The organism is Devosia elaeis, assembly GCF_001650025.1.
Lineage (GTDB): Bacteria > Pseudomonadota > Alphaproteobacteria > Rhizobiales > Devosiaceae > Devosia > Devosia elaeis.
Map to the genome: position 1 here is coordinate 14,906 of NZ_LVVY01000113.1, position 21,749 is coordinate 36,654.

21 protein-coding genes and 1 pseudogene are annotated in these 21,749 nt (G+C 61.7%); 17 read left to right on the plus strand and 5 right to left on the minus strand.

Annotation, left to right across the window (positions count from 1 at the left end):
* Positions 1-14 precede the first annotated feature (14 nt).
* The gene (locus tag A3840_RS19145; protein ID WP_165603192.1) at positions 15-320 is read right to left on the minus strand and encodes a DUF2842 domain-containing protein; all 306 of its coding nucleotides are present in this window, start codon (positions 318-320) and stop codon (positions 15-17) included.
* On the opposite strand from A3840_RS19145, the gene A3840_RS14905 reads away from it, so the two are divergent.
* The 5 genes from A3840_RS14905 to A3840_RS14925 all read left to right on the plus strand — a co-directional run bounded on the left by A3840_RS14905 (position 319) and on the right by A3840_RS14925 (position 4,757).
* Positions 319-1,371: a COX15/CtaA family protein gene (locus A3840_RS14905; protein ID WP_067458482.1), complete on the plus strand. Its 1,053-nt coding sequence runs from the start codon at positions 319-321 to the stop codon at positions 1,369-1,371. The genes A3840_RS19145 and A3840_RS14905 overlap by 2 nt on opposite strands.
* A gap of 139 nt (positions 1,372-1,510) precedes the next feature.
* A complete protein-coding gene (gene rplM / locus A3840_RS14910) occupies positions 1,511-1,975 on the plus strand; it encodes a 50S ribosomal protein L13 (RefSeq protein WP_067458485.1) in 465 nt (154 codons plus the stop codon).
* A gap of 1 nt (position 1,976) precedes the next feature.
* On the plus strand, positions 1,977-2,459 hold the full coding sequence (rpsI, locus tag A3840_RS14915) for a 30S ribosomal protein S9 (protein WP_067458488.1): 483 nt from the start codon (positions 1,977-1,979) through the stop codon (positions 2,457-2,459).
* A gap of 119 nt (positions 2,460-2,578) precedes the next feature.
* Entirely contained in the window at positions 2,579-3,217 is a 639-nt protein-coding gene (locus tag A3840_RS14920; protein ID WP_131798343.1) for an SdpI family protein, read from the plus strand.
* A gap of 172 nt (positions 3,218-3,389) precedes the next feature.
* Positions 3,390-4,757 (plus strand): dicarboxylate/amino acid:cation symporter, encoded by a 1,368-nt coding sequence (locus tag A3840_RS14925; protein WP_067458495.1) that lies wholly within the window; start codon positions 3,390-3,392, stop codon positions 4,755-4,757.
* A gap of 39 nt (positions 4,758-4,796) precedes the next feature.
* Here A3840_RS14925 and A3840_RS14930 read toward each other — a convergent pair whose 3' ends face one another.
* A complete protein-coding gene (locus A3840_RS14930) occupies positions 4,797-6,053 on the minus strand; it encodes a cytochrome P450 (RefSeq protein ID WP_067458497.1) in 1,257 nt (418 codons plus the stop codon).
* 147 nt (positions 6,054-6,200) lie between these two features.
* Here A3840_RS14930 and A3840_RS14935 point away from each other — a divergent pair, with 147 nt between their 5' ends.
* The 4 genes from A3840_RS14935 (at position 6,201) to clpX (ending at position 9,282) form a co-directional block, all read left to right on the plus strand.
* Complete coding sequence (locus tag A3840_RS14935; protein ID WP_067458499.1) at positions 6,201-6,602, plus strand: YciI family protein; 402 nt, start codon at positions 6,201-6,203, stop codon at positions 6,600-6,602.
* Between the two features lie 132 nt (positions 6,603-6,734).
* A complete protein-coding gene (locus A3840_RS14940) occupies positions 6,735-6,962 on the plus strand; it encodes a hypothetical protein (RefSeq protein WP_067458501.1) in 228 nt (75 codons plus the stop codon).
* A 238-nt stretch (positions 6,963-7,200) separates the two neighbouring features.
* The gene (locus A3840_RS14945) at positions 7,201-7,830 is read left to right on the plus strand and encodes an ATP-dependent Clp protease proteolytic subunit (RefSeq protein ID WP_067458504.1); all 630 of its coding nucleotides are present in this window, start codon (positions 7,201-7,203) and stop codon (positions 7,828-7,830) included.
* Between the two features lie 174 nt (positions 7,831-8,004).
* Positions 8,005-9,282, plus strand: a complete 1,278-nt coding sequence (gene clpX / locus A3840_RS14950; RefSeq protein WP_067458507.1) for an ATP-dependent Clp protease ATP-binding subunit ClpX — start codon at positions 8,005-8,007, stop codon at positions 9,280-9,282.
* Between the two features lie 91 nt (positions 9,283-9,373).
* Here the strand turns inward: clpX and rocF are convergent, their stop codons facing one another.
* Positions 9,374-10,360: an arginase gene (rocF, locus tag A3840_RS14955; protein ID WP_109442338.1), complete on the minus strand. Its 987-nt coding sequence runs from the start codon at positions 10,358-10,360 to the stop codon at positions 9,374-9,376.
* A 254-nt stretch (positions 10,361-10,614) separates the two neighbouring features.
* Between rocF and lon the strand changes: the two genes are divergently transcribed.
* The 3 genes from lon to A3840_RS19150 all read left to right on the plus strand — a co-directional run bounded on the left by lon (position 10,615) and on the right by A3840_RS19150 (position 14,085).
* Complete coding sequence (gene lon, locus A3840_RS14960) at positions 10,615-13,041, plus strand: endopeptidase La (protein WP_067458509.1); 2,427 nt, start codon at positions 10,615-10,617, stop codon at positions 13,039-13,041.
* Between the two features lie 131 nt (positions 13,042-13,172).
* Positions 13,173-13,445 (plus strand): metalloregulator ArsR/SmtB family transcription factor, encoded by a 273-nt coding sequence (locus A3840_RS14965; RefSeq protein WP_205633397.1) that lies wholly within the window; start codon positions 13,173-13,175, stop codon positions 13,443-13,445.
* Positions 13,438-14,085, plus strand: coding sequence for an SdpI family protein (locus A3840_RS19150; protein ID WP_082903930.1), 648 nt, complete (start codon positions 13,438-13,440; stop codon positions 14,083-14,085). Before A3840_RS14965 ends, A3840_RS19150 begins: the two co-directional genes overlap by 8 nt.
* Here A3840_RS19150 and A3840_RS14970 read toward each other — a convergent pair.
* Positions 14,023-16,146, minus strand: coding sequence for an NAD-dependent epimerase/dehydratase family protein (locus tag A3840_RS14970; RefSeq protein WP_165603193.1), 2,124 nt, complete (start codon positions 16,144-16,146; stop codon positions 14,023-14,025). The two genes, A3840_RS19150 and A3840_RS14970, sit on opposite strands and share 63 nt — an antisense overlap.
* A gap of 29 nt (positions 16,147-16,175) precedes the next feature.
* Positions 16,176-17,465 carry a glycosyltransferase gene (locus tag A3840_RS14975; RefSeq protein ID WP_067458514.1) on the minus strand — a complete coding sequence of 430 codons (1,290 nt, stop codon included), beginning with the start codon at positions 17,463-17,465 and terminating at the stop codon, positions 16,176-16,178.
* A gap of 416 nt (positions 17,466-17,881) precedes the next feature.
* Between A3840_RS14975 and A3840_RS14980 the strand changes: the two genes are divergently transcribed.
* The 5 genes and pseudogenes from A3840_RS14980 to A3840_RS15000 form a co-directional block, all read left to right on the plus strand.
* Entirely contained in the window at positions 17,882-19,096 is a 1,215-nt protein-coding gene (locus A3840_RS14980; protein WP_067458517.1) for an LL-diaminopimelate aminotransferase, read from the plus strand.
* A gap of 80 nt (positions 19,097-19,176) precedes the next feature.
* Positions 19,177-19,812, plus strand: coding sequence for an ABC transporter substrate-binding protein (locus A3840_RS14985; RefSeq protein WP_067458520.1), 636 nt, complete (start codon positions 19,177-19,179; stop codon positions 19,810-19,812).
* Positions 19,809-20,150, plus strand: a complete 342-nt coding sequence (locus tag A3840_RS14990; RefSeq protein WP_067458523.1) for a TroA family protein — start codon at positions 19,809-19,811, stop codon at positions 20,148-20,150. The genes A3840_RS14985 and A3840_RS14990 overlap by 4 nt, the downstream gene beginning before the upstream one ends.
* Before the next feature lie 70 nt (positions 20,151-20,220).
* On the plus strand, positions 20,221-21,198 hold the full coding sequence (locus tag A3840_RS14995) for an ABC transporter substrate-binding protein (RefSeq protein ID WP_067458534.1): 978 nt from the start codon (positions 20,221-20,223) through the stop codon (positions 21,196-21,198).
* Between the two features lie 88 nt (positions 21,199-21,286).
* Positions 21,287-21,749: pseudogene (locus tag A3840_RS15000) on the plus strand (homoserine dehydrogenase); the annotation flags it as partial.

Here is a 21,749-nt window from a genome sequence, read left to right on the forward strand (position 1 = left end):
CTCGCTTTTTCGGGTCAGCCTTTGGCTGAATCCGGGCGCGCCATCCATTGTATGATTGCCATTGCAGGCAGGAGCCAGCCCATGCCGGCAATGATGAAGAAGCCGATCAGGACAAGTCCCGGCAGTCCTTCGGGAAGCATGAGATAAATCGCCGTGGCCAGAACGGACCATAGAACGATCGAACCGACGAGCAGAAACGCCCCGATCAATTTTCGATTACGCTGGGTCATGTGCGGCATCTGGTCTGTTGCGGTATAAGTGAGGGCGGCATACCACTCCGGCAGCTTCACTGATACTGGAAATGACGCCGTGACTTCCATGCAAGATGCCGCACCGGGCCAAGTCAGCTTCGCAAGCGATCGCCTGCGACCCGTCCGCATCTGGCTCTACGGACTGGCCGCCTTCGTCCTGTTGATCGTGGTGGTCGGCGGCATCACCCGCCTGACGGAGTCCGGCCTGTCCATAACGTCGTGGAAGCCGATCTCCGGCATCATTCCGCCGCTCAATGAAGCCGAGTGGCTGGAGGAATTCGAGGCCTACAAGCAGATTCCCCAGTACACCTATGTCCATTCCTGGATGGAACTGGACGACTTCAAATACATCTTCTTCTGGGAATGGTTCCACCGCCTGCTGGCCCGCGCCCTGGGCCTGGTCTTCCTGGTGCCGTTCGCTGTGTTTCTTTTCCAGAAGCGCCTGTCGCGCGACCTCGCCTGGCCGCTGTTCGGGCTGTTCGTCCTCGGCGGGTTCCAGGGCGCCCTGGGCTGGTGGATGGTGACTTCGGGGCTGACCGAGCTGACTTCGGTGTCCCAATATCGCCTGGCCGCCCATCTTACGGCCGCTTCGCTGCTCTTCATCGCGTTGATCTATGTCGCACGTTCGTTGACGCCAGGCCGGACGATCGGCCACGTCACGGGTTTCCATCTGGCGACGGGCTGGATCCTGCTGGTCGGCATCATTCTGCAGATCGGGGCAGGGGCGTTTGTCGCCGGCCTCGATGCCGGCATGGGTTATCAGACCTGGCCGCTCATGGATGGTGCGATCATCCCCAAGGGCCTCTTCATCATGGACCCTGCCTGGCGCAACCTGTTCGAAAACGCCCTGACGGTGCAGTTCATTCATCGCGGCATCGCCTATGCCTTGGTTGCCTATATTTTCTGGCTGCTCTGGCGCCGCAGCAAGGATGGCGGCTTTGGCGGCGTCCATGGCTGGCTGCCGCGGATCAGCCTGGTGGTATTGGCGCAGGTGGCTCTCGGCATCGCGACCTTGCTCACCAGCGTGCCGATCGCACTCGCGGTGGGGCACCAGGCCGTTGCCTTCATGTTGGCCGGCCTGGCGGGCGCCTATATCGCCGATATGCGACGAGTGCGGTAATATGATACCGCAATTGTAATGCGTTGAAATTGCTAATCTTTTTTAATGCACTTGACGGTTCGGGGAATCTCGCCTAGAGACGCCGCCGAATTGGCCGGTCCATGCGTGGGCCGGCTGCTTGAATTTAGGGAATTCGATTATGAGCACGTACTCGGCAAAACCGAGCGAGATCGAAAAGAAGTGGGTCCTCATCGACGCCCAAGGGCTGGTCGTGGGTCGTCTCGCTTCGATCATCGCCTCGCGCCTGCGCGGCAAGCACAAGCCGACCTTCACCCCGCACATGGACATGGGTGACAACATCATCGTCATCAATGCCGACAAGGTGAAGCTGACCGGCCGTAAGCTGGACCAGCATCGCTTCTACTGGCACACCGGTTATCCCGGCGGCATCAAGGACCGCACCGCTCGCGAGCTGCTGGAAGGCCGCTTCCCGGGCCGCGTTCTCGAGAACGCCGTGCGCCGCATGATGCCGGGAGGTCCGCTGACCCGCGCCCAGCTCAAGAACCTGCGCGTCTATGCCGGTTCCGAGCATCCTCACGAAGCGCAGAACCCGGCAAAGCTCGACGTCGCTGCGATGAACTCCAAGAACGTCCGGGTGAAGTAACATGGCCGAAACCATCAACTCTCTCGAAGATCTCGGCACCTCGACTGCCGCTCCCGCCGTCAACGCGGCTCCGGTGCATGAGCAGAAGCTGGACAGCCTCGGCCGCGCCTATGCCACCGGCAAGCGCAAGAATGCCGTGGCTCGCGTCTGGATCAAGCCGGGCAAGGGCACGCTGACCATCAATGGCCGCGAATTCGCCAAGTACTTCGCTCGTCCGGTTCTGCAGCTCATTGTCAAGCAGCCGATCGTCGCCACTGACCGTCTCGACCAGTATGACGTCAACGTCACCGTCGCCGGCGGTGGTCTTTCCGGCCAGGCCGGTGCCGTTCGTCACGGCATCTCCAAGGCGCTCAACTACTTCGAGCCGGGCTTGCGTCCGATCCTCAAGAAGGGCGGCTTCCTGACCCGCGATAGCCGCGTTGTCGAGCGCAAGAAGTACGGCAAGGCCAAGGCCCGCCGCTCCTTCCAGTTCTCCAAGCGCTAAAAGCTGGACGATCTTTCAGTTCTGCGAGGGGCCGGGAAATCCGGCCCCTTTCTTTGAGCCATCCTCGCGCCTGGGGGAGGGCTTGCGATCCGCCGGCACTCCCCCATATGCATTCGGCCATGCATAGCCTCGTTACCCGGTTCCATCTCCTGCTTTTCGGTGTCACCCTGGCAATCGCCGGCGTGGTCCTCATCCACGTACCACCGACCTATGCCTTCCCCGCTCATTGGCAGGGCAGCACGGCAGACTGGCTCTGGCCACGCGACATCGCGCTTGCCGTTGCGCCGCTTATCCAGCTCTTGCTGATCGGGGCCTTCTTCCTGCTTGGCCGGGCATTGACCGCGAACCACCTGGCCAAGACGCGTCACATTCTCGATCCGGCCCTGACCCTGGTGCTCGCCGTCGCAGCCGCATGCCAACTTGGCTTGTTGCTCATCGGCATCGGCTCGGATTTCGACATGTTTCGGATCACCGGTTTCGGCCTTGCCGCCTTGCTGCTGGTGCTCGCCGTCGTGATCTTCGAGGCCGAGCGCCATTCCTATGGCGGTCTACGCATGCCCTGGCCGATAAAGTCGGATCGCGCCTGGCTGTTGGTCCACCGCGCCAGCGGCATTTTCTGCGCCATCGCGGCCCTTGCTCTGGCTTGGCTCGCCTGGGCCGATCCAGGGCCGGGCCCGCTGGTGGTCGCCATGGCCGCGAGTCTGCTTGGCGCGCCTATCTTTGCAGCCCTTGTCACCCTCGCCGCCCGCGGTCTTTGAGAAGGCTTTTCCAATGCGGCGACCCCGGCGGTAGAAAAATATTTCCATCCCGGTGGAAAAAGCAATGCCATACGCTGCAATCGGAAAAATCGAGGCGTAAGGTCTGGCCAATTGTGCGGCAGGCGGCCCAACGATTGGGCAATGTCGCGCGCCACCGAAAGGCTATGTGCAAATGCCCACCTCCGTCCCGGCCGGCTCGGCGCCACGCGCGCCCAAGCCGCTCTATCTCAATTTTGGCTTTCAGGTGCTGGCCGCCATGGTCATCGGCCTGATCCTCGGCTTCATCGCCCGCAACATGGGCACCGATGCGGCCGGCAATGCCAATTGGCTCACCACGACGCTGTCCACCGTCGGATCGTCCTTCGTGTCGCTGCTGCGCGCGCTGGTTCCGGTATTGGTCTTCACGGCCATCGTCGCGTCCATCGCCAATCTGCGGGAGCTCAACAATGCTGCCAAGCTGGTCTGGCAGACTTTGCTCTGGTTCGCCATCACTGCGCTGATCGCGGTGGCCATCGGTATCGCCCTGGGCCTGATCATTCAGCCAGGAGTCAATACCGCCGTGACCGAGGCCGCGGCCCGCGCGCCGTCGTCCACCGGTTCCTGGCTGGACTTCCTCAAGGGGCTGATCCCGTCCAATTTCATCGGCCTCCAGGCGTCCACCCGGGTATCCGATAGCGGCGCGACCACCAGCCTCAATTTCAATGTGCTGCAAATCCTGATCGTGTCGATCGTGATCGGCATCGCCGCCCTGCGCGTCGGTCCGGCTGCCGATCCGTTCCTGGCTTTCAACCGGTCGTTCCTCAAGATCATCCACAAGGTCCTGTGGTGGGTCATCCGCCTGACGCCGATCGGCACCATCGGCCTGCTCGGCAATGCCGTCGCCGTCTATGGCTGGGATGCGCTGGCCCAACTCGGCTGGTATGCGGCGGCCATCTATATCGGTCTGGTACTGGTGCTGTTCGTGGTCTATCCCGTTCTGCTTCAGGCCAATGGCCTCAATCCCATCCGCTATTTCCAGAGCGCCTGGCCGGCCATCCAGCTCGCCTTCGTGTCGCGTTCCTCCATCGGCACCCTGCCGGTCACCGAGCGGATCACGGAAAAAAATCTCGGCGTGCCGCGTGAATATGCCTCGTTCGCCGTCCCGCTCGGCGCCACCACCAAGATGGATGGTTGTGCGGCGATCTATCCGGCGATCTCGGCAATCTTCGTTGCCCAGTTCTTCGGCATCAGCCTCGGCATCGAGCATTACCTGCTGATCATCTTCGTGTCGGTCATCGGCTCGGCGGCGACGGCGGGGCTTACCGGCGCGACGGTCATGCTCACGCTGACGCTGTCGACCCTGGGCCTGCCGCTCGAAGGCGTGGGCCTGCTGCTGGCCATCGACCCCATCCTCGACATGGGCCGCACGGCAGTGAACGTCGCTGGCCAGGCGCTAGTGCCGACCATCGTGGCCAAGCGCCAGGGCATCCTCAACCAGGCTGTCTATGACAACGGCAAGGCGATCGAGGACCTCGACGTGGAAGCCGTGCCGGCCGAATAACCGGCTCAAAGAGGAAGGGGAGGCGAAAGCCTCCCCTTTTCATTTCCAGCTGACGGTCAATTTTTCCAGCCCGTGGAAATGATAGACATCGCCGTATCGCGGCGGTTCGGCGATCCGCACCTTGGGCAGGCGCTCGAACAATACCCCCATCGCCTCCTGCAATTCGATCCGCGCCAGCGGGGCGCCGATGCAGAAGTGGATGCCCGCTCCGAAGCTGACATTTGCGCCATCCTCGCGAAAGGGATCGAAGCTGTCTGCATTGGCAAACCGGGCCGGGTCGCGATTGGCGGCGCCTAGCATCAGGCCGATGACGTCGCCCTTGCGCAGATTTATCCCGTTCAGGTCGATATCCGCCAGCGCGTAGCGGGTGAATAGATGCAACGGCGCGTCGAATCGCAGGCACTCCTCCACCGTCGCCTCGGCCTGTTCCGGCGTCGCGAACAGGGCGTGCGGATCGAGGCCGCTTTCCAGGATCGATTTAACGCCATTGCCGGTCGTGTGCACCGTTGCCTCGTGGCCGGCATTGAGTAGCAGGATGGCCGTGGACATGACCTCGTCATCGCTCAATACGTCCCCGTCGCGGTCGCTGGTCAGCATGTGGCTGAGCAAATCTTCCTGCGGCGCCTTGCGCCGCTCCGCGATCACTGAGCGTAGGTAAGCGGTGAAATCGGCGGCCGCCTGATTGGCGTCGAGCTCCGTCTCGCGTGTGACGCCGTACATGTACATCGTCACCATGCGATTGGACCAATTGAGCAATTGCGGTGCCATTTCGGCCGGAAGCCCGATCATTTCGGCAATGATGATGGCGGGAATGGGCGCGGCAAAGGCCTTGATCAGGTCGATGCTGTCCTGCCCTTCGAAAGCGTCGATCATCTCATGGGCAAGCTGGCGGATGCGCGGCCGCAATTGCTCGACCTGGCGAGAGACGAAGGCACGGTTCACCAGCGTGCGCAGCCGGGTGTGCGCCGGAGGCTCCAGATTGAGCAGCGAGTATTTCTCGGTAAGGTCGAAGTCGGCGGTATGGAGCTTAGGCGGCGGCAGGCCGATCTCCTCCCGGCTCGCCACATGCAGGATATCCCGGCCGAAGCGTTTGTCGCGGAGCAAGGCACTGACCGATTTGAAATCGGCGAAGCACCAATGCCCATATTCCTCCCAGAAAAAGGCCGGCCGGCTCGCATGCCGCTCGGCATAGAAGGTGTAGGGGTTCTGGAAAAACGTCGGATCACGCGGCGCGGCACTGGCGCGGCTGGTGTCTGGAACGTCGGTGATCGGCTTGACTTGAACAATGGCGGCCATGGTCTTCCGTAGGGCTAATACCCCGCCACATTAAGGGCTGGCCCACGCTCTGCAAATGGTCCTGGTGGCCGCACGAAAAAGCTCGAAAATTAGTCGAGCTCCTGCGCGGGCACTCGTCGCGTCGTTGTTCAGCCAAGGAGACCGAACATGAAATTTCTCTGTCTTTTTTACTTCTCGCCTGATGCCTTCGCCGGAATATCGCCTGAGGAAATGCGCCGCTTCGACGATGCAACCATTGAGCACGACCACAAGCTGCGCGCCAGCGGGCACCTGCTGCTGGCCTCGCCCTTGGCCGACGTCTCGACAGAAGAGGTGATCGATCGCCGGCGCCGCCCCGCGCGGCTCACCGAGACGGATGGCCCCTATGCCGAAACCAAGGAGGTGGTGGGCGGCCTGGTCCTGGTGGAGGCGCGCGACATGGAGGAGGCCAAGGCCCTGTTCGCCGATGACCCCATCGCCGCGCATTGCCGCATCCAGATTCGTGCGTTGCGCGACACCGATCGGCACAGCCAGACTGGTGAAGGCCGGCCGGAATTCAAGCTCGGCTAGGTTGCCGGCCAGGGCGGGGGGAGGGCATGACGCCGCGCTTCCCTCTGCCACACCAAAATAGTGCCGAAAATGCTTGGCAAGACGGACACAATCATGTCTTGAGAACCTAGACGCGATGAAGGAAATCCGCACGTGAGCGACATCACCGTTTCCGCAGCGATCGAGGCCATCTACGCTTCGATCCGGAATAACAACGAAGACCTCGACATCCATATTGCCGCCCTCAAGGCCGCCATGGCCAGGGAAGGCGCCAAGGAGGCTGTCTTCGAGACCAGCAAGCTCGCCCAGCCCAATCGGCAGGGCCGCAAGCTGATGCAGGCCTACTTCAAGAAAAAGGGCGTTGCCGTCGGCTTTAGCTGACGAAGCGGGCCAGGCCGTTCACCTTACTGCCGGCCGGCTATTGAAGCCCGCCACATTGCCGCCTATCTGTGCCTTTACCGCCCGTTAAGGCGGCTTCGCCTGCAATCGGCCTGTCGCGCCGATTCGATTTCCAGACATCTCCATTGCCTTTGCGAATGCGCGTTCGAGGCTAGGGCGATGTCCAACAACCAAGCCGGCCATCTGTCCGCGACACAATGGCCAGGCCAAGGGGCAAAATATGCGGGATCCGCACGATCTTTACATGAACACGCTCGTTCCCATGGTGGTCGAGCAGTCGAACCGCGGCGAACGCGCCTTCGACATCTATTCGCGCCTGCTGCGCGAGCGCATCATTTTCGTGACCGGCGTGGTCGAGGACAACATGGCCTCGCTCATCGTCGCGCAATTGCTGTTCCTCGAATCGGAAAATCCGAAAAAGGAAATCGCCATGTACATCAACTCGCCCGGCGGCGTGGTGACGGCTGGCCTTTCCATCTACGACACCATGCAGTTCATCCGCCCCGCCGTCGCCACCATGGTGATGGGGCAAGCGGCGTCCATGGGCTCTTTGCTGCTCGCCGCGGGCGAAGCGGGCATGCGCACGTCGCTGCCGAACTCGCGCGTCATGGTGCACCAGCCTTCCGGCGGCTTCCAGGGGCAGGTGACTGACATCCTGATTCATGCCAAGGAAGTCGAGGGTTTGAAGCGGCGTCTTAATCAGATTTATGAGAAGCACACCGGCCGCACCTATGAGGAAATCGAGAACGCTCTGGAGCGCGATCGTTTCCTGTCGCCCGAAGAGGCCAAGGCCTTCGGCCTGATCGATACGGTAATGGAAAAGCGCGCCGTCCCCGAGGCATCTGCCTGACTTGATGCGCGTTAAGCACATTACTGCTGCGCCGTGGACTGTGATCCATGCGCAATTGCACCCAGCCGGAACGGCCTTTAAGGTCGTTTCGGCTTAGACTTTCTTTATGTCTTGAGCGTTACGCTATCCGTTAACGCTTGAATTTGGGGGCCCCCAGCCCCCGGGAGTGACTGGATGTCCAAAGAGACAACGAACGGCGAAACCTCCAAGAATACGCTTTACTGCTCGTTCTGCGGCAAGTCGCAGCACGAAGTGCGGAAGCTGATCGCGGGGCCGACCGTGTTCATCTGCGATGAATGCGTCGAGCTGTGCATGGACATCATCCGCGAAGAGAACAAGACCTCCATGGTCAAGTCCTCCGAGGGCGTGCCCACGCCGGCAGAGATCTGCAAGGTGCTGGACGACTACGTCATCGGCCAGGGCCGCGCCAAGAAGGTGCTCTCCGTCGCCGTGCACAACCACTACAAGCGCCTGCACCATGCTGCCAAGAACCAGGACGTTGAGCTTTCCAAGTCCAATATCCTGCTGATCGGCCCCACCGGCTCGGGCAAGACCCTTCTGGCCCAGACGCTGGCGCGCATCATCGATGTGCCTTTCACCATGGCCGACGCCACCACGCTGACCGAAGCCGGTTATGTGGGCGAGGACGTGGAGAACATCATCCTGAAGCTGCTTCAGGCCGCCGACTACAATGTCGAAAAGGCCCAGCGCGGTATCGTCTATATCGACGAAGTGGACAAGATTTCCCGCAAGTCGGACAATCCGTCCATCACCCGCGACGTGTCGGGCGAAGGCGTGCAGCAGGCCCTGCTCAAGATCATGGAAGGCACCGTGGCCTCTGTGCCCCCGCAGGGCGGCCGCAAGCATCCTCAGCAGGAGTTCCTGCAGGTGGATACCACCAATATCCTGTTCATCTGCGGCGGCGCCTTTGCCGGTCTCGAGCGCATCATTTCGGCGCGCGGCGAAGGCTCGGGCATCGGTTTCTCCGCTACGGTGAAGGATCCCAACGACCGTCGCGTCGGCCAGATTCTCGCCGAAGTGGAGCCGGAAGATCTGGTGCGGTTCGGCCTGATCCCCGAATTCATCGGTCGCCTGCCGAACCTGGCAACGCTGGAAGACCTCGATGTGCCCGCGCTCATCGAAATCCTGACTGCGCCCAAGAATGCCCTGGTGCGCCAGTACCAGCGCCTGTTCCAGATGGAAGAGGTTGAGCTGACCTTCCATGAGGACGCCCTCAAGGCCATCGCGGAGAAGGCCATCGAGCGCAAGACCGGCGCGCGCGGCCTGCGCTCCATCATGGAAGCCATCCTGCTCGACACCATGTACGACCTGCCCTCCCTCGAGGGCGTCGAGGAAGTGGTGATTTCGGAGGATGTGGTGAAGGGCAAGGACGTTCGTCCGCTCTACATCTATTCCGAGCGCAAGAAGGAAGAGGCGCCGGCCTCTGCCTAAGCGTTGGCAAAGCGAACCAATTGCGACGGCCTCCCCATTGGGAGGCCGTTGTGCTTTGGGTGGTCGGATACGCAGTTAATTGGGCGTCGGGTCAAGGCGCTTCGTTCTCCGCCAGCAGGAACTCCACCGGCCCGGGCTCTTCACCCATGATTGAGCGGCCGAAAAGGCTTGCGACCAGGTCCACCATCAGCGTCGCGCTCTTGCCGCCGTGGTCGAGGAAAGGGTTGAGCTCCACAACGTCGAGTGAACCGACGATCCCGCTATCATGGAGCATTTCCATGATCAGATGCGCCTCCCGATAGCTGAGGCCGCCTGGCACCAGCGTGCCGCCGCCCGGTGCTATCGCCGGATCGAGGCTGTCGACATCGAAACTGACATGCAGGTGCGCGCCGACCGCCTTCGCCTTGTCGATGACCTTCTGCATGGCGGCAACGACACCCAATTGGTCGATCTTCCGCATGTCGATGACGTCGACGCCACGCGCCTGGACAAGCCGGCGCTCGTCGCGATCGATGGAGCGTGCGCCGAAAATGCTCACATTGCCGGGATCGATCCGGCCCAGCCATTCGCCGCGAAACGCTTCATTGAAGCCGGGTTCTCCGCATAGGAGCGCCAGCGGCATGCCGTGAAGATTGCCCGACGGGGAGGTTTCCGGCGTGTTGTAATCGGCGTGCGCATCGATCCAGAGCACATGGACCGGCTTTTGCAGTGGCAGGCAATGGCGCGCCACCGCCGAAACCGTGCCCATGGCGACGGAATGGTCGCCGCCCAGGAAGAGCGGAAAATGCCCGGCCTTGAGAATGTCATATCCGGCATTGCTGACACTCTCCGCCAGCTCGAGCACATCGGCCTTGCGCTCGTCGGGCAAGCGCCAGCTTGAGGGATTGGTGGAGATATCGGGCTGTGGACGGCGCAAATCGCCGTGATCGGCGACGCTGTGCTCGAGGTCGATCAGGGCTTCGGCGAGGCCCGCAACGCGCAGCGCTTCCGGCCCCATGCCGCAGCCGCGCACCGAGGCGCCGGAGGCGGTGGCGATGCCAATCAAGTCGATGCGCTTGGGACGGGGCAGGGCGGTCATCGGCGGCTCCGGGCTGGCTGGCGGTTGGCGTTACGCATGCGATCCGGATGCAAGGCACATCGCTGTTTCCGGTATCCGCACATATCTCCTGTGCGTAGTAAGGGTAACGGTCACAAAAGCGCAAAGGTTGACTTGCGGGAAGGGCAGTCCACCCTATTTATTAACCTGAATCGCCCAGCCTTTCGAAGATTGGGCAGTCGCAATACGGGCGCGCACCAATTCCTCCCTCCGGCGCGCCCCGGAAAGGAAATGTGATGTCGGAAGTTACTTCCACCGGCGAGACGAGCCGGGACCGGGTTTACCCGGTTCTCCCCCTGCGCGACATCGTCGTCTTCCCCGGCATGATCGTGCCGCTGTTTGTCGGCCGCGAAAAATCGGTCAAGGCGCTTGAAGAGGTCATGCGCGACGACAAGCACATTCTCGTCGTGACCCAGAAGAATGCGCAGGACGACGATCCTGCGCCCGACCAGATCTATCCCACCGGCACGATCGCTACGGTTCTGCAATTGCTGAAGCTTCCCGACGGCACCGTGAAAGTGCTGGTGGAAGGCCTGCACCGCGCTACCATCGACCGCTATCTGCAGACCGACGAATATTTCGAGGCTGAAGCTTCCGCTCTCGCCGAGCCCGAAGAAGACGCGACCGAAATCGAGGCCCTGGCCCGTTCGGCCCAGTCCGAGTTCGAAAACTACGTCAAGCTGAACAAGAAGATTTCCGCCGAGGTGGTCGCCGCTGTTGGCCAAATCGAGAATGCGAGCAAGCTGGCCGACACCATTGCCAGCCACCTCGTGATCAAGATCCCCGAGAAGGAAGACCTGCTCACCACCGTTTCGGTGGTCGAACGGCTCCAGAAGGTCATCGGCCTGATGGAAGGCGAGATCGGTGTGTTGCAGGTGGAAAAGCGCATCCGCTCCCGCGTCAAGCGGCAGATGGAGAAGACGCAGCGCGAATATTATCTCAACGAGCAGATGAAGGCGATCCAGCGCGAGCTGGGCGACGGCGAAGACGGCGCCAATGAGGTGACCGAGCTCGAAGAGCGCGTGGCCAAGACCAAGCTTTCCAAGGAAGCGCGGGCCAAGGCCGATGCCGAGATCAAGAAGCTCAAATCCATGAGCCCGATGTCAGCCGAAGCCACTGTCGTCCGTAACTATCTGGATACGCTTCTGGGCCTGCCCTGGGGCAAGAAGTCCAAGGTCAAGCGCGACCTCGCGCTGGCCGAGAAGGTGCTGGACGCCGATCATTACGGCTTGGAAAAGGTCAAGGAACGCATCCTCGAATATCTTGCCGTCCAGGCCCGCACCGGCACGCTGAAGGGCCCGATCCTCTGCCTTGTCGGTCCTCCGGGCGTCGGCAAGACCTCGCTGGGCAAGTCCATCGCCAAGGCGACGGGCCGTGAATTCGTGCGCATGGCGCTCGGCGGCGTTCGCGACGAAGCCGAAATCCGCGGCCACCGCCGCACCTATATCGGCTCCATGCCGGGAAAGATCATCCAGTCGCTCAAGAAGGTGGGCAAGAACAATCCTCTCTTCCTGCTCGATGAGATCGACAAGATGGGCCAGGATTTCCGTGGCGATCCGTCTTCGGCGCTGCTCGAAGTGCTCGATCCGGAACAGAACAATACGTTCGCCGACCATTATCTGGAGGTCGATTTCGATCTCTCGGACGTGATGTTCGTGACGACCTCGAACACGCTCAACATTCCCGGCCCGCTGATGGATCGCATGGAGATCATTCGCCTCTCGGGTTACACCGAAGAGGAGAAGCACGCGATCGCCAAGCAGCACCTGATCCCGGAAGCCGCCAAGGAAAACGGCGTTGCCCATGGCGAATTCGTGCTCAGTGACGAAATGCTGATGAAGGTCATTCGCGGCTATACCCGCGAAGCCGGCGTCCGCAATCTCAAGCGCGAAATCTCCAAGCTGATGCGCAAGGCGGTGACCGACATCGTCCGCACCAAGGTCAAGTCCATCGAGATCGATGACGAGCGCCTGGCCAAGTATCTCGGCCCCGCCATCTTCAAGCATGGCGAGATCGAAGCCGAGTCGCAGGTTGGCCTGGTGACCGGCCTGGCCTGGACTTCGGTTGGTGGTGAATTGCTCACCATCGAAGGCGTGATGACGCCCGGCAAGGGCCGCATGTCGGTCACCGGCAACATCAAGGAAGTGATGAAGGAATCGCTGACTGCGGCCACGGCCTATGTGAGGTCCCGTTCGATCGACTACGGCATCAAGCCGCCCATGTTCGACACGCGCGACATTCACGTCCATCTGCCCGAAGGTGCCACCCCCAAGGATGGTCCCTCGGCCGGTATCGGCCTCGCCACTGCTATCGTTTCGGTGATGACCGGCATTCCGGTGCGCAATGATGTCGCCATGACGGGCGAAATCACGCTGCGGGGCAGGGTGTTGCCCATCGGCGGCCTCAAGGAAAAACTCCTCGCGGCCCTGCGCGGCGGCATCAAGACGGTGCTTATTCCCGAAGAGAATGTCCGCGATCTCCAGGAGATTCCGGATATCGTCAAGGAAGGCATGGAGATCGTTCCGGTGAGCCGGATGGATCAGGTTATCGAGCGGGCGCTGGTGCGCAAGCCCGAACCCATCGAATGGGACTTCGATGCGGAGCCCGCCGTGGCGGCCAAGGCCGAAGCGACCGACGAGACCACGACCAGCATCACGCATTAAGGCGTCAGGCACACTCAGCGAAAATGGCGGTCCTCAGGGCCGCCATTTTTCTTTGCTCTTTGCGCCATAAAATTAGCCTTGCATCTAATTAGACTATGAACTAATTAAATGGGTAGCGGAGGAGGCAGGGTGTGGGTATTAACACCGTTTTTGAAGCGCTGTCGCATCCGGTTCGGCGCAAGGTTCTGGCCTTGCTGAAAGCGGGGCCCAGGAGCGCAGGCGATCTGGCCAGCCATTTTGACATCAGCCGCCCCACGCTGTCGGTGCACTTCAACAAGCTTAAGGACGCTGAACTCGTCAGCGTCGAACGGCGAGGGACCAGCCTCATCTACCACCTCAATACCAGCGTACTCGAAGACGCGCTGGCCGGGATATTGGACCTAACGGAGCGCAGGAATGACTAATCGGCCCATTCTCAATTCCCTCGACCGGATTCTGGTCGGAATCCTGGTACTGGTCACTGCGGTCGGATTTTTCATCGTGCCCCTGGATACATCGCTGCCGATTCATTGGAATCTTGAGGGCGTGGCAGACAATTTCGCTCCAGCTCCGGTCGCGTTGCTGATCCCGGCGATTATGGCGGCTGTCGCTGTGGCTTTATTTCTGATCGCCCGACGTGTCGGTTTGAGCGAGGATATGGAGGCAGGGCGCCATGTCATTCAGGTAGCTAACAGCCTTATTTTCGGCCTCGCTATTCTGCTGGCCTGCGCCACCATCGCCATTGGTGTTGGCTACAACCTGGATATGCCCAGAATTGTTGTATTCGCTATGGCTGCACTGCTGCTGATCCTGGGCAATTCCCTGCCCAAGAGCCGGCCTAACCGGATCGCCGGTATTCGTTTGCCCTGGACCATGCGCGACCCGGCAAACTGGACGATTGCTCATCGTTGGTCGGGCCGTCTCATGATGCTTGGTGGCGCAGTCGCCTTGTTGGCGGCGCTGCTCAACCCGCCATCTGCCGTTCTGCTTGTCGTCGTATTGCTAGCGACATTCCTGCCGATCATCGCCGGCGTGGCGATCAGTTATGCCCTCGCGCGTCGATAGGGGGGGGGCGCTCAGTTCCGGCAATACCGGTGTAGCGCCTCCGAGGCGTGGGATGAACAGGTGTTCTACGCCGATCCATGATGGCACATACTTGCCTCGGTGCAGCCAGAACACGCCCCCGCAGGCGTTGCGGGCCATGTCAATCATGGCATGCATCTGTTCAGCATTGCGCGAGGTCATTTCCACCCACACGAAGCCCCGTCCCGTCGAGGGTTGCCGGGTGAACCGCACGCCCAGGCCCTGGCCCGGGCTGAGGCCCATTTCCGGCATTTTTTCCCGCAGCCGGCCGATAAAGGCAGCAGCGCAATGGTCGGGCACGCAGATCTCCATGTTTCGGAACCGTCGCCGGGCATCGCGGAACACCTTGCCGATCAGCTGCTTGGCGGGCACGCCGGTCCAGGGCGCCAGGACCCGCTCGGACCAGCCCACAATCCTCAAGCGGCCGCGCAGGCGCAGCGCCAGAAGCAGTTTCTGCATGGCCGCCGGCGACCCGCGCATCGGCGCGAAGGGGCCGCGGTCCCGGGGATGGTCATCCGAGAGAGGATTGACGTTGTAGACCATCATCTCCCTGCTGCGCGGATACCAATGCACGGTGGTGCTGAAATTGGCGAGGTAACCGCCGCCCACATAGCTTTCAAGCTTATGGTCAGGATGCCATTCGATGACATTGGCCAGCCGGTGGTTGGCCCGGCAGCGGAACGTCACCTCGGTAACGATGATGCCATTGCCCTCCCGCAGGCGGTCCCATTCGAGGTCGTCGCGCTGCGAGTATTTTTCCACGCCGTCCACATCGACATAGCGGATTGCGGTGATCAGGTCATAGACGGAAATGTAGTCGGCGCTGCTGCCATGGACCTCGGCGAAAAAGCAGGCTCCTGCCGAGATATCGACGAATTCCGGCAAGGTGCCCAGCGTCATCTGGCTTGGGGCGAGGTAGTCGAGCACCGCGCGCAGCGTGGTGCCGGCCCTCACCGTCAACAGATCGTCCTCCATCCGAAGCACCCCCGAATAGTGCTCCATGATTACCTGGTCACTGGCCAGCCTGTCGTTGAACCAGAGAAAATAGCCCCGGCCGATCGCATGATAGGGTCTGCCGCTGCGCACGACTTCGCGGATCGCGTCGAGGGAACGGGCGTCAACGATGCGGGCAGGGGGCTCGAAGAAATCGCCGAGCTGGCGGTTCGTCGCCACGCCGCTCAGCCGCCTGACCTTGTCCGTATCGACGCGAACATTATGCGCCAAGAACCAAAGCGTCGAAGGGATGGCCTTGCCCGCCGCGCCCGATAGCCAGTTCGGCGCGAAGAATATCGGCCGGCCTGCCAGACGCGCGGCATGGCGAAAATAGTCATCTGAACTGACATCGAGGTCGCCCAGGTTGACCACCTCATTGCTCACACCGCGATCGATCAAAGCCAGCAATTGATCGGCAAGGTCGGCGACATGGACCAGGTTGATGGTGCGCTGCTTCAGTCCGAATGGTGCCATGCGCATGGCCGAGACGATGCCGCTCGACCATTGCATGTTGGGCCCCATGACCACGGTGGGACGCACGATCAGATAGTCGATGCCTTTTTCGCGACAGGCCGAGATGACGCGCTCTTCCTCGGCAAGCTTGAGCCGTGTGTAATTGTCCAAGCCTGGCCGGTCGGTCAGCTTTGCATCTTCCCCCTGGACCGGATGGGTCACAGGATCGAGCGCGGCGTAAACCACCTGCGAGCTGAAATAGACAAAGAGCCGGCAAGTCTCCGGGATGATCAGCCCAAGCAGGCGCTCGGTGACCTGGCGATTGGCCGGGATGAAATCCTTGCCTCGCGCCTTGGTGTTGAGCGCCGCATGGACAACGACATCGGCGTTCCGCACAGCCTGCGTCAGTCCATCATCGTCCTCGAAGCGGACGGCCTCGGCGGCTGCGGGCAGATGCTGGGGCAGAGTGCGATAGACGGCGCTGACCGCGTGGTTGACGGCAAAGGTCTTCAGCAGTTGACGGCCGATGCCGCCGCCGGCGCCCACCAGGCATATCTTCACCGCATCGTCCCTTCGATCTGCAAGCTGGCCAGCCAATCTCTCCTGGATGTTCCGGTGGGTTCCGGTCAGGTGGTCACGGGGAAGCGGCGGGCGCCTGCCTTGGCGGCATCGATGGTGGCCTCGATGAAATTCACCGCCGTCGCCAGTCCGTCTTCTTCGGAAAGCGCCTTGCCTATGGATTTCGCATTGGCAGCCATGGTTGGGTTGGTGGTCAATTGATGCAGCGCATCCGCAAGGATATCGGGCGTCAGCGCCCGCAGCCGGACGGGCGCGGGGCCGCAGCCAAGAGCACGCACGCGGCGACCCCAATAGCGCTGGTCATAGGCCTGGGGCAGGGTGAAGGTCGGCTTTCCGGCGCGCAGGCCCGCCGCAGTCGTGCCGGCGCCGCCATGATGCACCACCGCGCCCACCAGGGGGAACAGCTTGTCGTGTGGGGCTTCGGAAACCGCAAACACGGTTTCGGGAAGATCTGCCGCATTGATGCCGCCCCATCCGCGCGAGACGATGGCCCGTCCGCCCCATTTCTCCAAGGCCTGCTTGAGCAATTGCGTATTCCGCTCGGCGCCGAAGGGCATCGAACCGAAGCCGATATAGACCGGCGGCGGGCCGGCATCGAGAAAACGCTGCAGGTCGGGCGGCGGCGTCCAGTCGCTGGTATCGTCCAGGAACCAGAAGCCGGTAACCACCGCGGTCTGCGGCCAGTCGCGCGGGCGCGGGGAGACGATGGAGGAAAAATTGTAAAGGGTCGGCAGATTGTTGCCGTAGCTGTCCTTGAAGAGGCCGCCGCGCTTGCGCGGACCCAGTCCCATCAATTCCTTGCGCACCCGATCCCGCGGCAGGTCGTAATAGCCCTGCTGAAGGTTCATCGCGATATAGCTGAGCTTGTTGAATGTCGGCCCGAGATCGGGAACCTCATAGGCGCAAACGGGGAATTCGCGGGTGGGATTGAGAGGCTGCATGGCGGTCATGACGACCGGAATGTTCAAAGCTTCAGCGATATCGATGCCGAAGCTGGTATTGATATTGACCACGATGGCATCGGCGCCCTGGGCCATTGCCCAGGAATTGCGCGCCGCGCGCTCGACCAGGGCCTGACCTTCGCGCAGCAATTGTGGAAAGTGGTGCAGCTTCAGCTTGCTGATGGCAGTGTCGAAACGCGATTGCTGCAGCCAGTCCTGCATGTTGGTGCCCAGGCTCTGGAACTCGATTCCGTGCGAGACCACGAGGTCCTCGAAATCGGCATTCGCCCCCAGCACCACTTCATAACCGGCTTGGCTGAGCTCTATTGCGAGCGCCAGGTAAGGCCTGACATCACCGGCGGTACCGATAGTGGCGATCGCGACGCGTTTTTTCATGCACCTACCCGATGTTGTTTACGGCACCTGCCGGCCCGTACATGTAAAGAGGCGATGCCATTTACAAGGTTCACCGGAGAACATATTAAGTCGGTAGCCACGGCTCGACGTGGTATCAGAAGACATTTCTCAAGGGCAAGAGACATGGCGTCTCCGTTCGCAATTGCAGGGTTTGGAGCATCGCTCGCCGGCAATCCGGCGGTCGCTGCCATGGCGGCCGCGGCAAACGCCCGATAGCTCTTCCCGCGGGCCACATGGTGGCCGGGAAGAGCCGAATATCGCTGTCTCCGTCCGACTTTCGGGCGCTTAACCCGTCTAAAACCATAATTCCGCGATAATCGGCCTCTTTCTAGAGGCATGGCGCTTCTGGCGCGTCGCGGCCAGTTCAGGCCCCATCGCAGGCCGTCGAGGATATCATGAGCACAGACTTCCACCGCATTCGTCGCCTCCCGCCCTATGTGTTTGCCCATATCGATCCGATCAAAGCGAAGGCGCGTGCCGAAGGAGTCGACATCATCGACCTGGGCATGGGCAATCCCGACATGCCGACGCCAGAGCATATAGTGGCCAAGCTCCAGGAAACCGTGAAGGACGGGCGCACCCACCGCTATTCCACTTCGCGCGGCATTCCAGGCCTGCGGAAGGCCCAGGCCAGCTATTACGGCCGTCGCTTCGGGGTGAAGCTCAATCCCGATACCCAGGTCGTGGCTACCCTTGGCTCCAAGGAAGGGTTCGCCAATATGGCATCGGCGATCACCGCCCCTGGCGACGTGGTGCTGGTGCCCAATCCGACCTACCCGATCCATTCCTTCGGCTTCATCATGTCCGGCGGCGTGGTGCGCTCCATGCCGGCTGATCCGAACGAGGATTTCATGCGCTCGCTCGATCGAGCCGTGCGTCATTCGATCCCCAAGCCCATCGCGCTGGTGCTGAATTATCCGGCCAATCCGACCGCCTATACCGCCGATCTCGATTTCTACACCGAGGTGGTTCGGTATTGTAAGGCGAACGACATCTTCATCCTCTCCGATCTCGCCTATTCGGAGATCTATTTCGACGAGGATCAGCCGCCGCCGTCAGTGCTGCAGGTGCCGGGTGCCATCGACATCTCGGTCGAATTCACCTCGATGTCCAAGACCTATTCCATGCCCGGCTGGCGCGTCGGCTTCGCCGTGGGCAATGAGCGGCTGATCGCAGCGCTCGCCCGGGTCAAATCCTATCTCGATTATGGCGCCTTCACGCCCATCCAGGTTGCGGCCGTTGCCGCGTTGAACGGCTCGGACGATGTCATCGAGGAAGTCCGTAAGGTCTATAAGCATCGTCGCGACGTCATGGTGGAAAGCTTCGGTCGTGCCGGCTGGGACATCCCCGTGCCTAAGGCCACCATGTTCGCCTGGGCGCCCATCCCCGCACAGTTCGCCCATCTCGGGTCGCTGGAATTCGCCAAGCTGCTGGTGCAGGAAACCGGGGTCGCGGTCGCGCCGGGCGTGGGCTTCGGCGAATATGGCGACCAATATATCCGCCTGGCCTTCGTCGAGAACGAGCAGCGCATCCGGCAGGCGGCCCGCAACGTCAAGAAACTGCTCGGCGGCAAAAGCGGGCAGGGCAATGTCGTGCCGCTCAAGGCGTAGCGTCCGACCGCGATCAAATTATACATGACAACATAAATCACCTTTTGTATGGAGAGTTATCTCCGCGCAAAAGGTGATCAATGTCGTTCCGGTTTCTCGCAATCGCCTTCGCCATCGGTCTGGCCGCCCCGGCCGGCGTGCAAGCGCAGCCATTCCCAGTCACCATCGAGCACGCCCACGGCGCGACAATCATTCCCGCCAAGCCGGAGCGCATCGTCACCTGGGGCTGGAGCAACGAGGACGCGGTGATCGCCCTGGGGGCCGTGCCGGTCGGCATGCCCTTCCAGTCCTATGGCGGGGGCGATAACGGCGTCCATGAATGGGTGGAGGACGCTCTGGCCGCGCTGGGTGCGGAAGTTCCGACGATTCTGGATGCGTCCGGCGAACCACCCATCGAGCAGATCGCGGCGCTCAATCCCGATCTCATCGTCGCCGCCTATTCCGGCATCACGGAAGATCAATATGCGCTGCTCTCCGGCATCGCGCCGACGATCGCCTATAGGGGGGCGCCATGGTCGACGTCCTGGCAGGATTTGACGCTGATCATCGGCAAGGCCTTGGGCAAGGACGCCGAGGCGCAGGCGCTGGTGGATGACACGACGGCCTGGGTGCAGGCCGAGTTCGCCAAATATCCGCGCTTAAAGAAAGTCACCTTCGCGGGGGCCAACGATTTCGACGGGCAATCGCCGTCTATGCGCCGTTCGACGCCCGCATGAAATTTCTCACCGATTTCGGCATGATCATGAATCCGAGCGTCGCCGCTTTAGCGCCGGGCGACGGCGCCTTCTATTACCCGCTCAGCTACGAGCTCTTCGATCAGCTCGAAGCGGACATCTTCATCACCTATTACGAGGAGCAGTCGGCGCTGGACGCATGGCTTGCAACGCCTCAGGCACAAACCTACCCGCCGATCGTCAGGGGCGGGCTGGCGGCCCTGGTGGGCACGGAAAACGTGGCCGCCGTGTCGCCGCCCAGCATCCTGTCGTTGCGCTGGGGCCTGCCGCGATACCTCGAAATATTGGGCGCGGCGGCTGATGCCCTCCAAACGCCCTGAACCTGTTCTTTCAACCACCTCAAACAATCTGCCCGGCTGGATGGTATGGCGCGGGCGCAAGGATAATCAGATGCGTATAATTTTGTTGGTCGCAGCGGCTTTGCTGCCGCTCGCTCCCACCGCCTTTGCCGACGACGCCTTTCCGGCCGTGGTCGAGCATGTTTATGGCGCTACCACTATTGCCGCCAAGCCGGAGCGCGTGGTGACCTGGGGCTGGTCCGCGCAGGACGTTGTTATCGATCTGGGCATTGCCCCGGTCGGCATGCCCTTTTTCGCCTATGGCGGTGGGGAGGACGGAATCTTGCCCTGGACCGAGGCTGCTTTGGCCGAGCGGGGCTTCGAACTGCCCGTCGTGCTGCCGAATACGACCGAGCCGCCGCTCGAGGCCATCGCCGCGCTCCAGCCGGACGTGATTATCGCGCCCTATTCGGGCCTCTCGCCCGAGGAATATGAATTGCTGAGCAATGTGGCGCCGGTGATCGCCTACCCGGACAAGCCCTGGTTTGCCAGTTGGCAGGATGTGGTCACACTCACCGGCCAGGCCCTGGGCCTGTCGCAGGACGCTGAGGCGCTGATCGCCGATACCCAGGCCTTTCTTGAGGCCGAGGTCGCGAAATACCCCGAGGCCAAGGGAATTGTCTTCGCCAATATCGTCAACCGCAACGATGGCCAGGTTTCCGTCCGCCTCGAAGGCGAGCCGCGTGTCCAGCTCTTTGCCGATGTCGGACTGGTACCGGCTCCGGCTCCGGCCGAGGCCGTCACCAACGATACCGGCATTTCCTATTTCGTCTCCTATGAGAATTTCGACCGCATTCCCGCCGAACTGCTGATCAGTTTCTTCAATGACCAGAAATCGGCCGACGACTTTTTTTCGATGGACCTGATCAGCCTGTCGCCGCTCGTTGCGAAAGGCGCCTACACCAAGCTGGTCGGCGAGGATTTGACCATGTCGGTGAGTGGCGCGGTGTCTCCGGTCTCGCTCCGCTGGGGCTTTCCACAGGTCATGGCCGAGGTCGGCCGGGCTTCGGCCGCCGCCAGGGCAGAATGACGCGAAAGGAGGCCGGCCCGCGGTCGGCCTCATCGCCTCAAAACTCCTATTGACCTCTAGGCGATTTCCTATGCACATGTCGCCCATCATGAGCGACATCCAATCCTTCCGCCAAGCCGTTGAATCCTTCATTTCCGCAAGGGGTTGGACGCCCACCCGTTTCGGGCGGATCGTCGCCGGCGATCCGCTTTTCGTATTCGACCTGCGCGATGGCCGCGAGCCGCGCAGCGAGACGCGCGCGCGCATCCTCAAGGCCATGTCCGATTTCGGCGAGACCGACCGGCTGGCCCCCTTGCGTATCGGTGTCGCGGGGCTGGGCAATGTCGGCGCCACGCTGGTGCGCATCCTCCAAAAGGATGGCGGCGAGCTGACCCGAAAGCTTGGCCGTCAGTTGGAAGTCGTCGCCGTCGCCGCGCGGTCGCGCTCTCGGGATCGCGGCATCAACATTTCAGGCCTCGAATGGTTTGACGATCCCGTGGCCCTGGCCAAATGGGACGGTATCGATCTCTTTGTCGAACTGATCGGCGGGGAGGACGGGCCCGCTTTCGCCG

Excerpts from the sequence above, each read along its gene's own strand:
- A3840_RS14905 (WP_067458482.1), top strand. The coding sequence starts at position 319 with ATGCAAGATGCCGCACCGGGCCAAGTCAGCTTCGCAAGCGATCGCCTG.
- A3840_RS19145 (WP_165603192.1), bottom strand. The coding sequence starts at position 320 with ATGGAAGTCACGGCGTCATTTCCAGTATCAGTGAAGCTGCCGGAGTGG.
- rplM (WP_067458485.1), top strand. The coding sequence starts at position 1,511 with ATGAGCACGTACTCGGCAAAACCGAGCGAGATCGAAAAGAAGTGGGTC.
- rpsI (WP_067458488.1), top strand. The coding sequence starts at position 1,977 with ATGGCCGAAACCATCAACTCTCTCGAAGATCTCGGCACCTCGACTGCC.
- A3840_RS14920 (WP_131798343.1), top strand. The coding sequence starts at position 2,579 with ATGCATAGCCTCGTTACCCGGTTCCATCTCCTGCTTTTCGGTGTCACC.
- A3840_RS14925 (WP_067458495.1), top strand. The coding sequence starts at position 3,390 with ATGCCCACCTCCGTCCCGGCCGGCTCGGCGCCACGCGCGCCCAAGCCG.
- A3840_RS14930 (WP_067458497.1), bottom strand. The coding sequence starts at position 6,053 with ATGGCCGCCATTGTTCAAGTCAAGCCGATCACCGACGTTCCAGACACC.
- A3840_RS14935 (WP_067458499.1), top strand. The coding sequence starts at position 6,201 with ATGAAATTTCTCTGTCTTTTTTACTTCTCGCCTGATGCCTTCGCCGGA.
- A3840_RS14945 (WP_067458504.1), top strand. The coding sequence starts at position 7,201 with ATGCGGGATCCGCACGATCTTTACATGAACACGCTCGTTCCCATGGTG.
- clpX (WP_067458507.1), top strand. The coding sequence starts at position 8,005 with ATGTCCAAAGAGACAACGAACGGCGAAACCTCCAAGAATACGCTTTAC.
- rocF (WP_109442338.1), bottom strand. The coding sequence starts at position 10,360 with ATGACCGCCCTGCCCCGTCCCAAGCGCATCGACTTGATTGGCATCGCC.
- lon (WP_067458509.1), top strand. The coding sequence starts at position 10,615 with ATGTCGGAAGTTACTTCCACCGGCGAGACGAGCCGGGACCGGGTTTAC.
- A3840_RS19150 (WP_082903930.1), top strand. The coding sequence starts at position 13,438 with ATGACTAATCGGCCCATTCTCAATTCCCTCGACCGGATTCTGGTCGGA.
- A3840_RS14975 (WP_067458514.1), bottom strand. The coding sequence starts at position 17,465 with ATGAAAAAACGCGTCGCGATCGCCACTATCGGTACCGCCGGTGATGTC.
- A3840_RS14980 (WP_067458517.1), top strand. The coding sequence starts at position 17,882 with ATGAGCACAGACTTCCACCGCATTCGTCGCCTCCCGCCCTATGTGTTT.
- A3840_RS14985 (WP_067458520.1), top strand. The coding sequence starts at position 19,177 with ATGTCGTTCCGGTTTCTCGCAATCGCCTTCGCCATCGGTCTGGCCGCC.
- A3840_RS14990 (WP_067458523.1), top strand. The coding sequence starts at position 19,809 with ATGAAATTTCTCACCGATTTCGGCATGATCATGAATCCGAGCGTCGCC.
- A3840_RS14995 (WP_067458534.1), top strand. The coding sequence starts at position 20,221 with ATGCGTATAATTTTGTTGGTCGCAGCGGCTTTGCTGCCGCTCGCTCCC.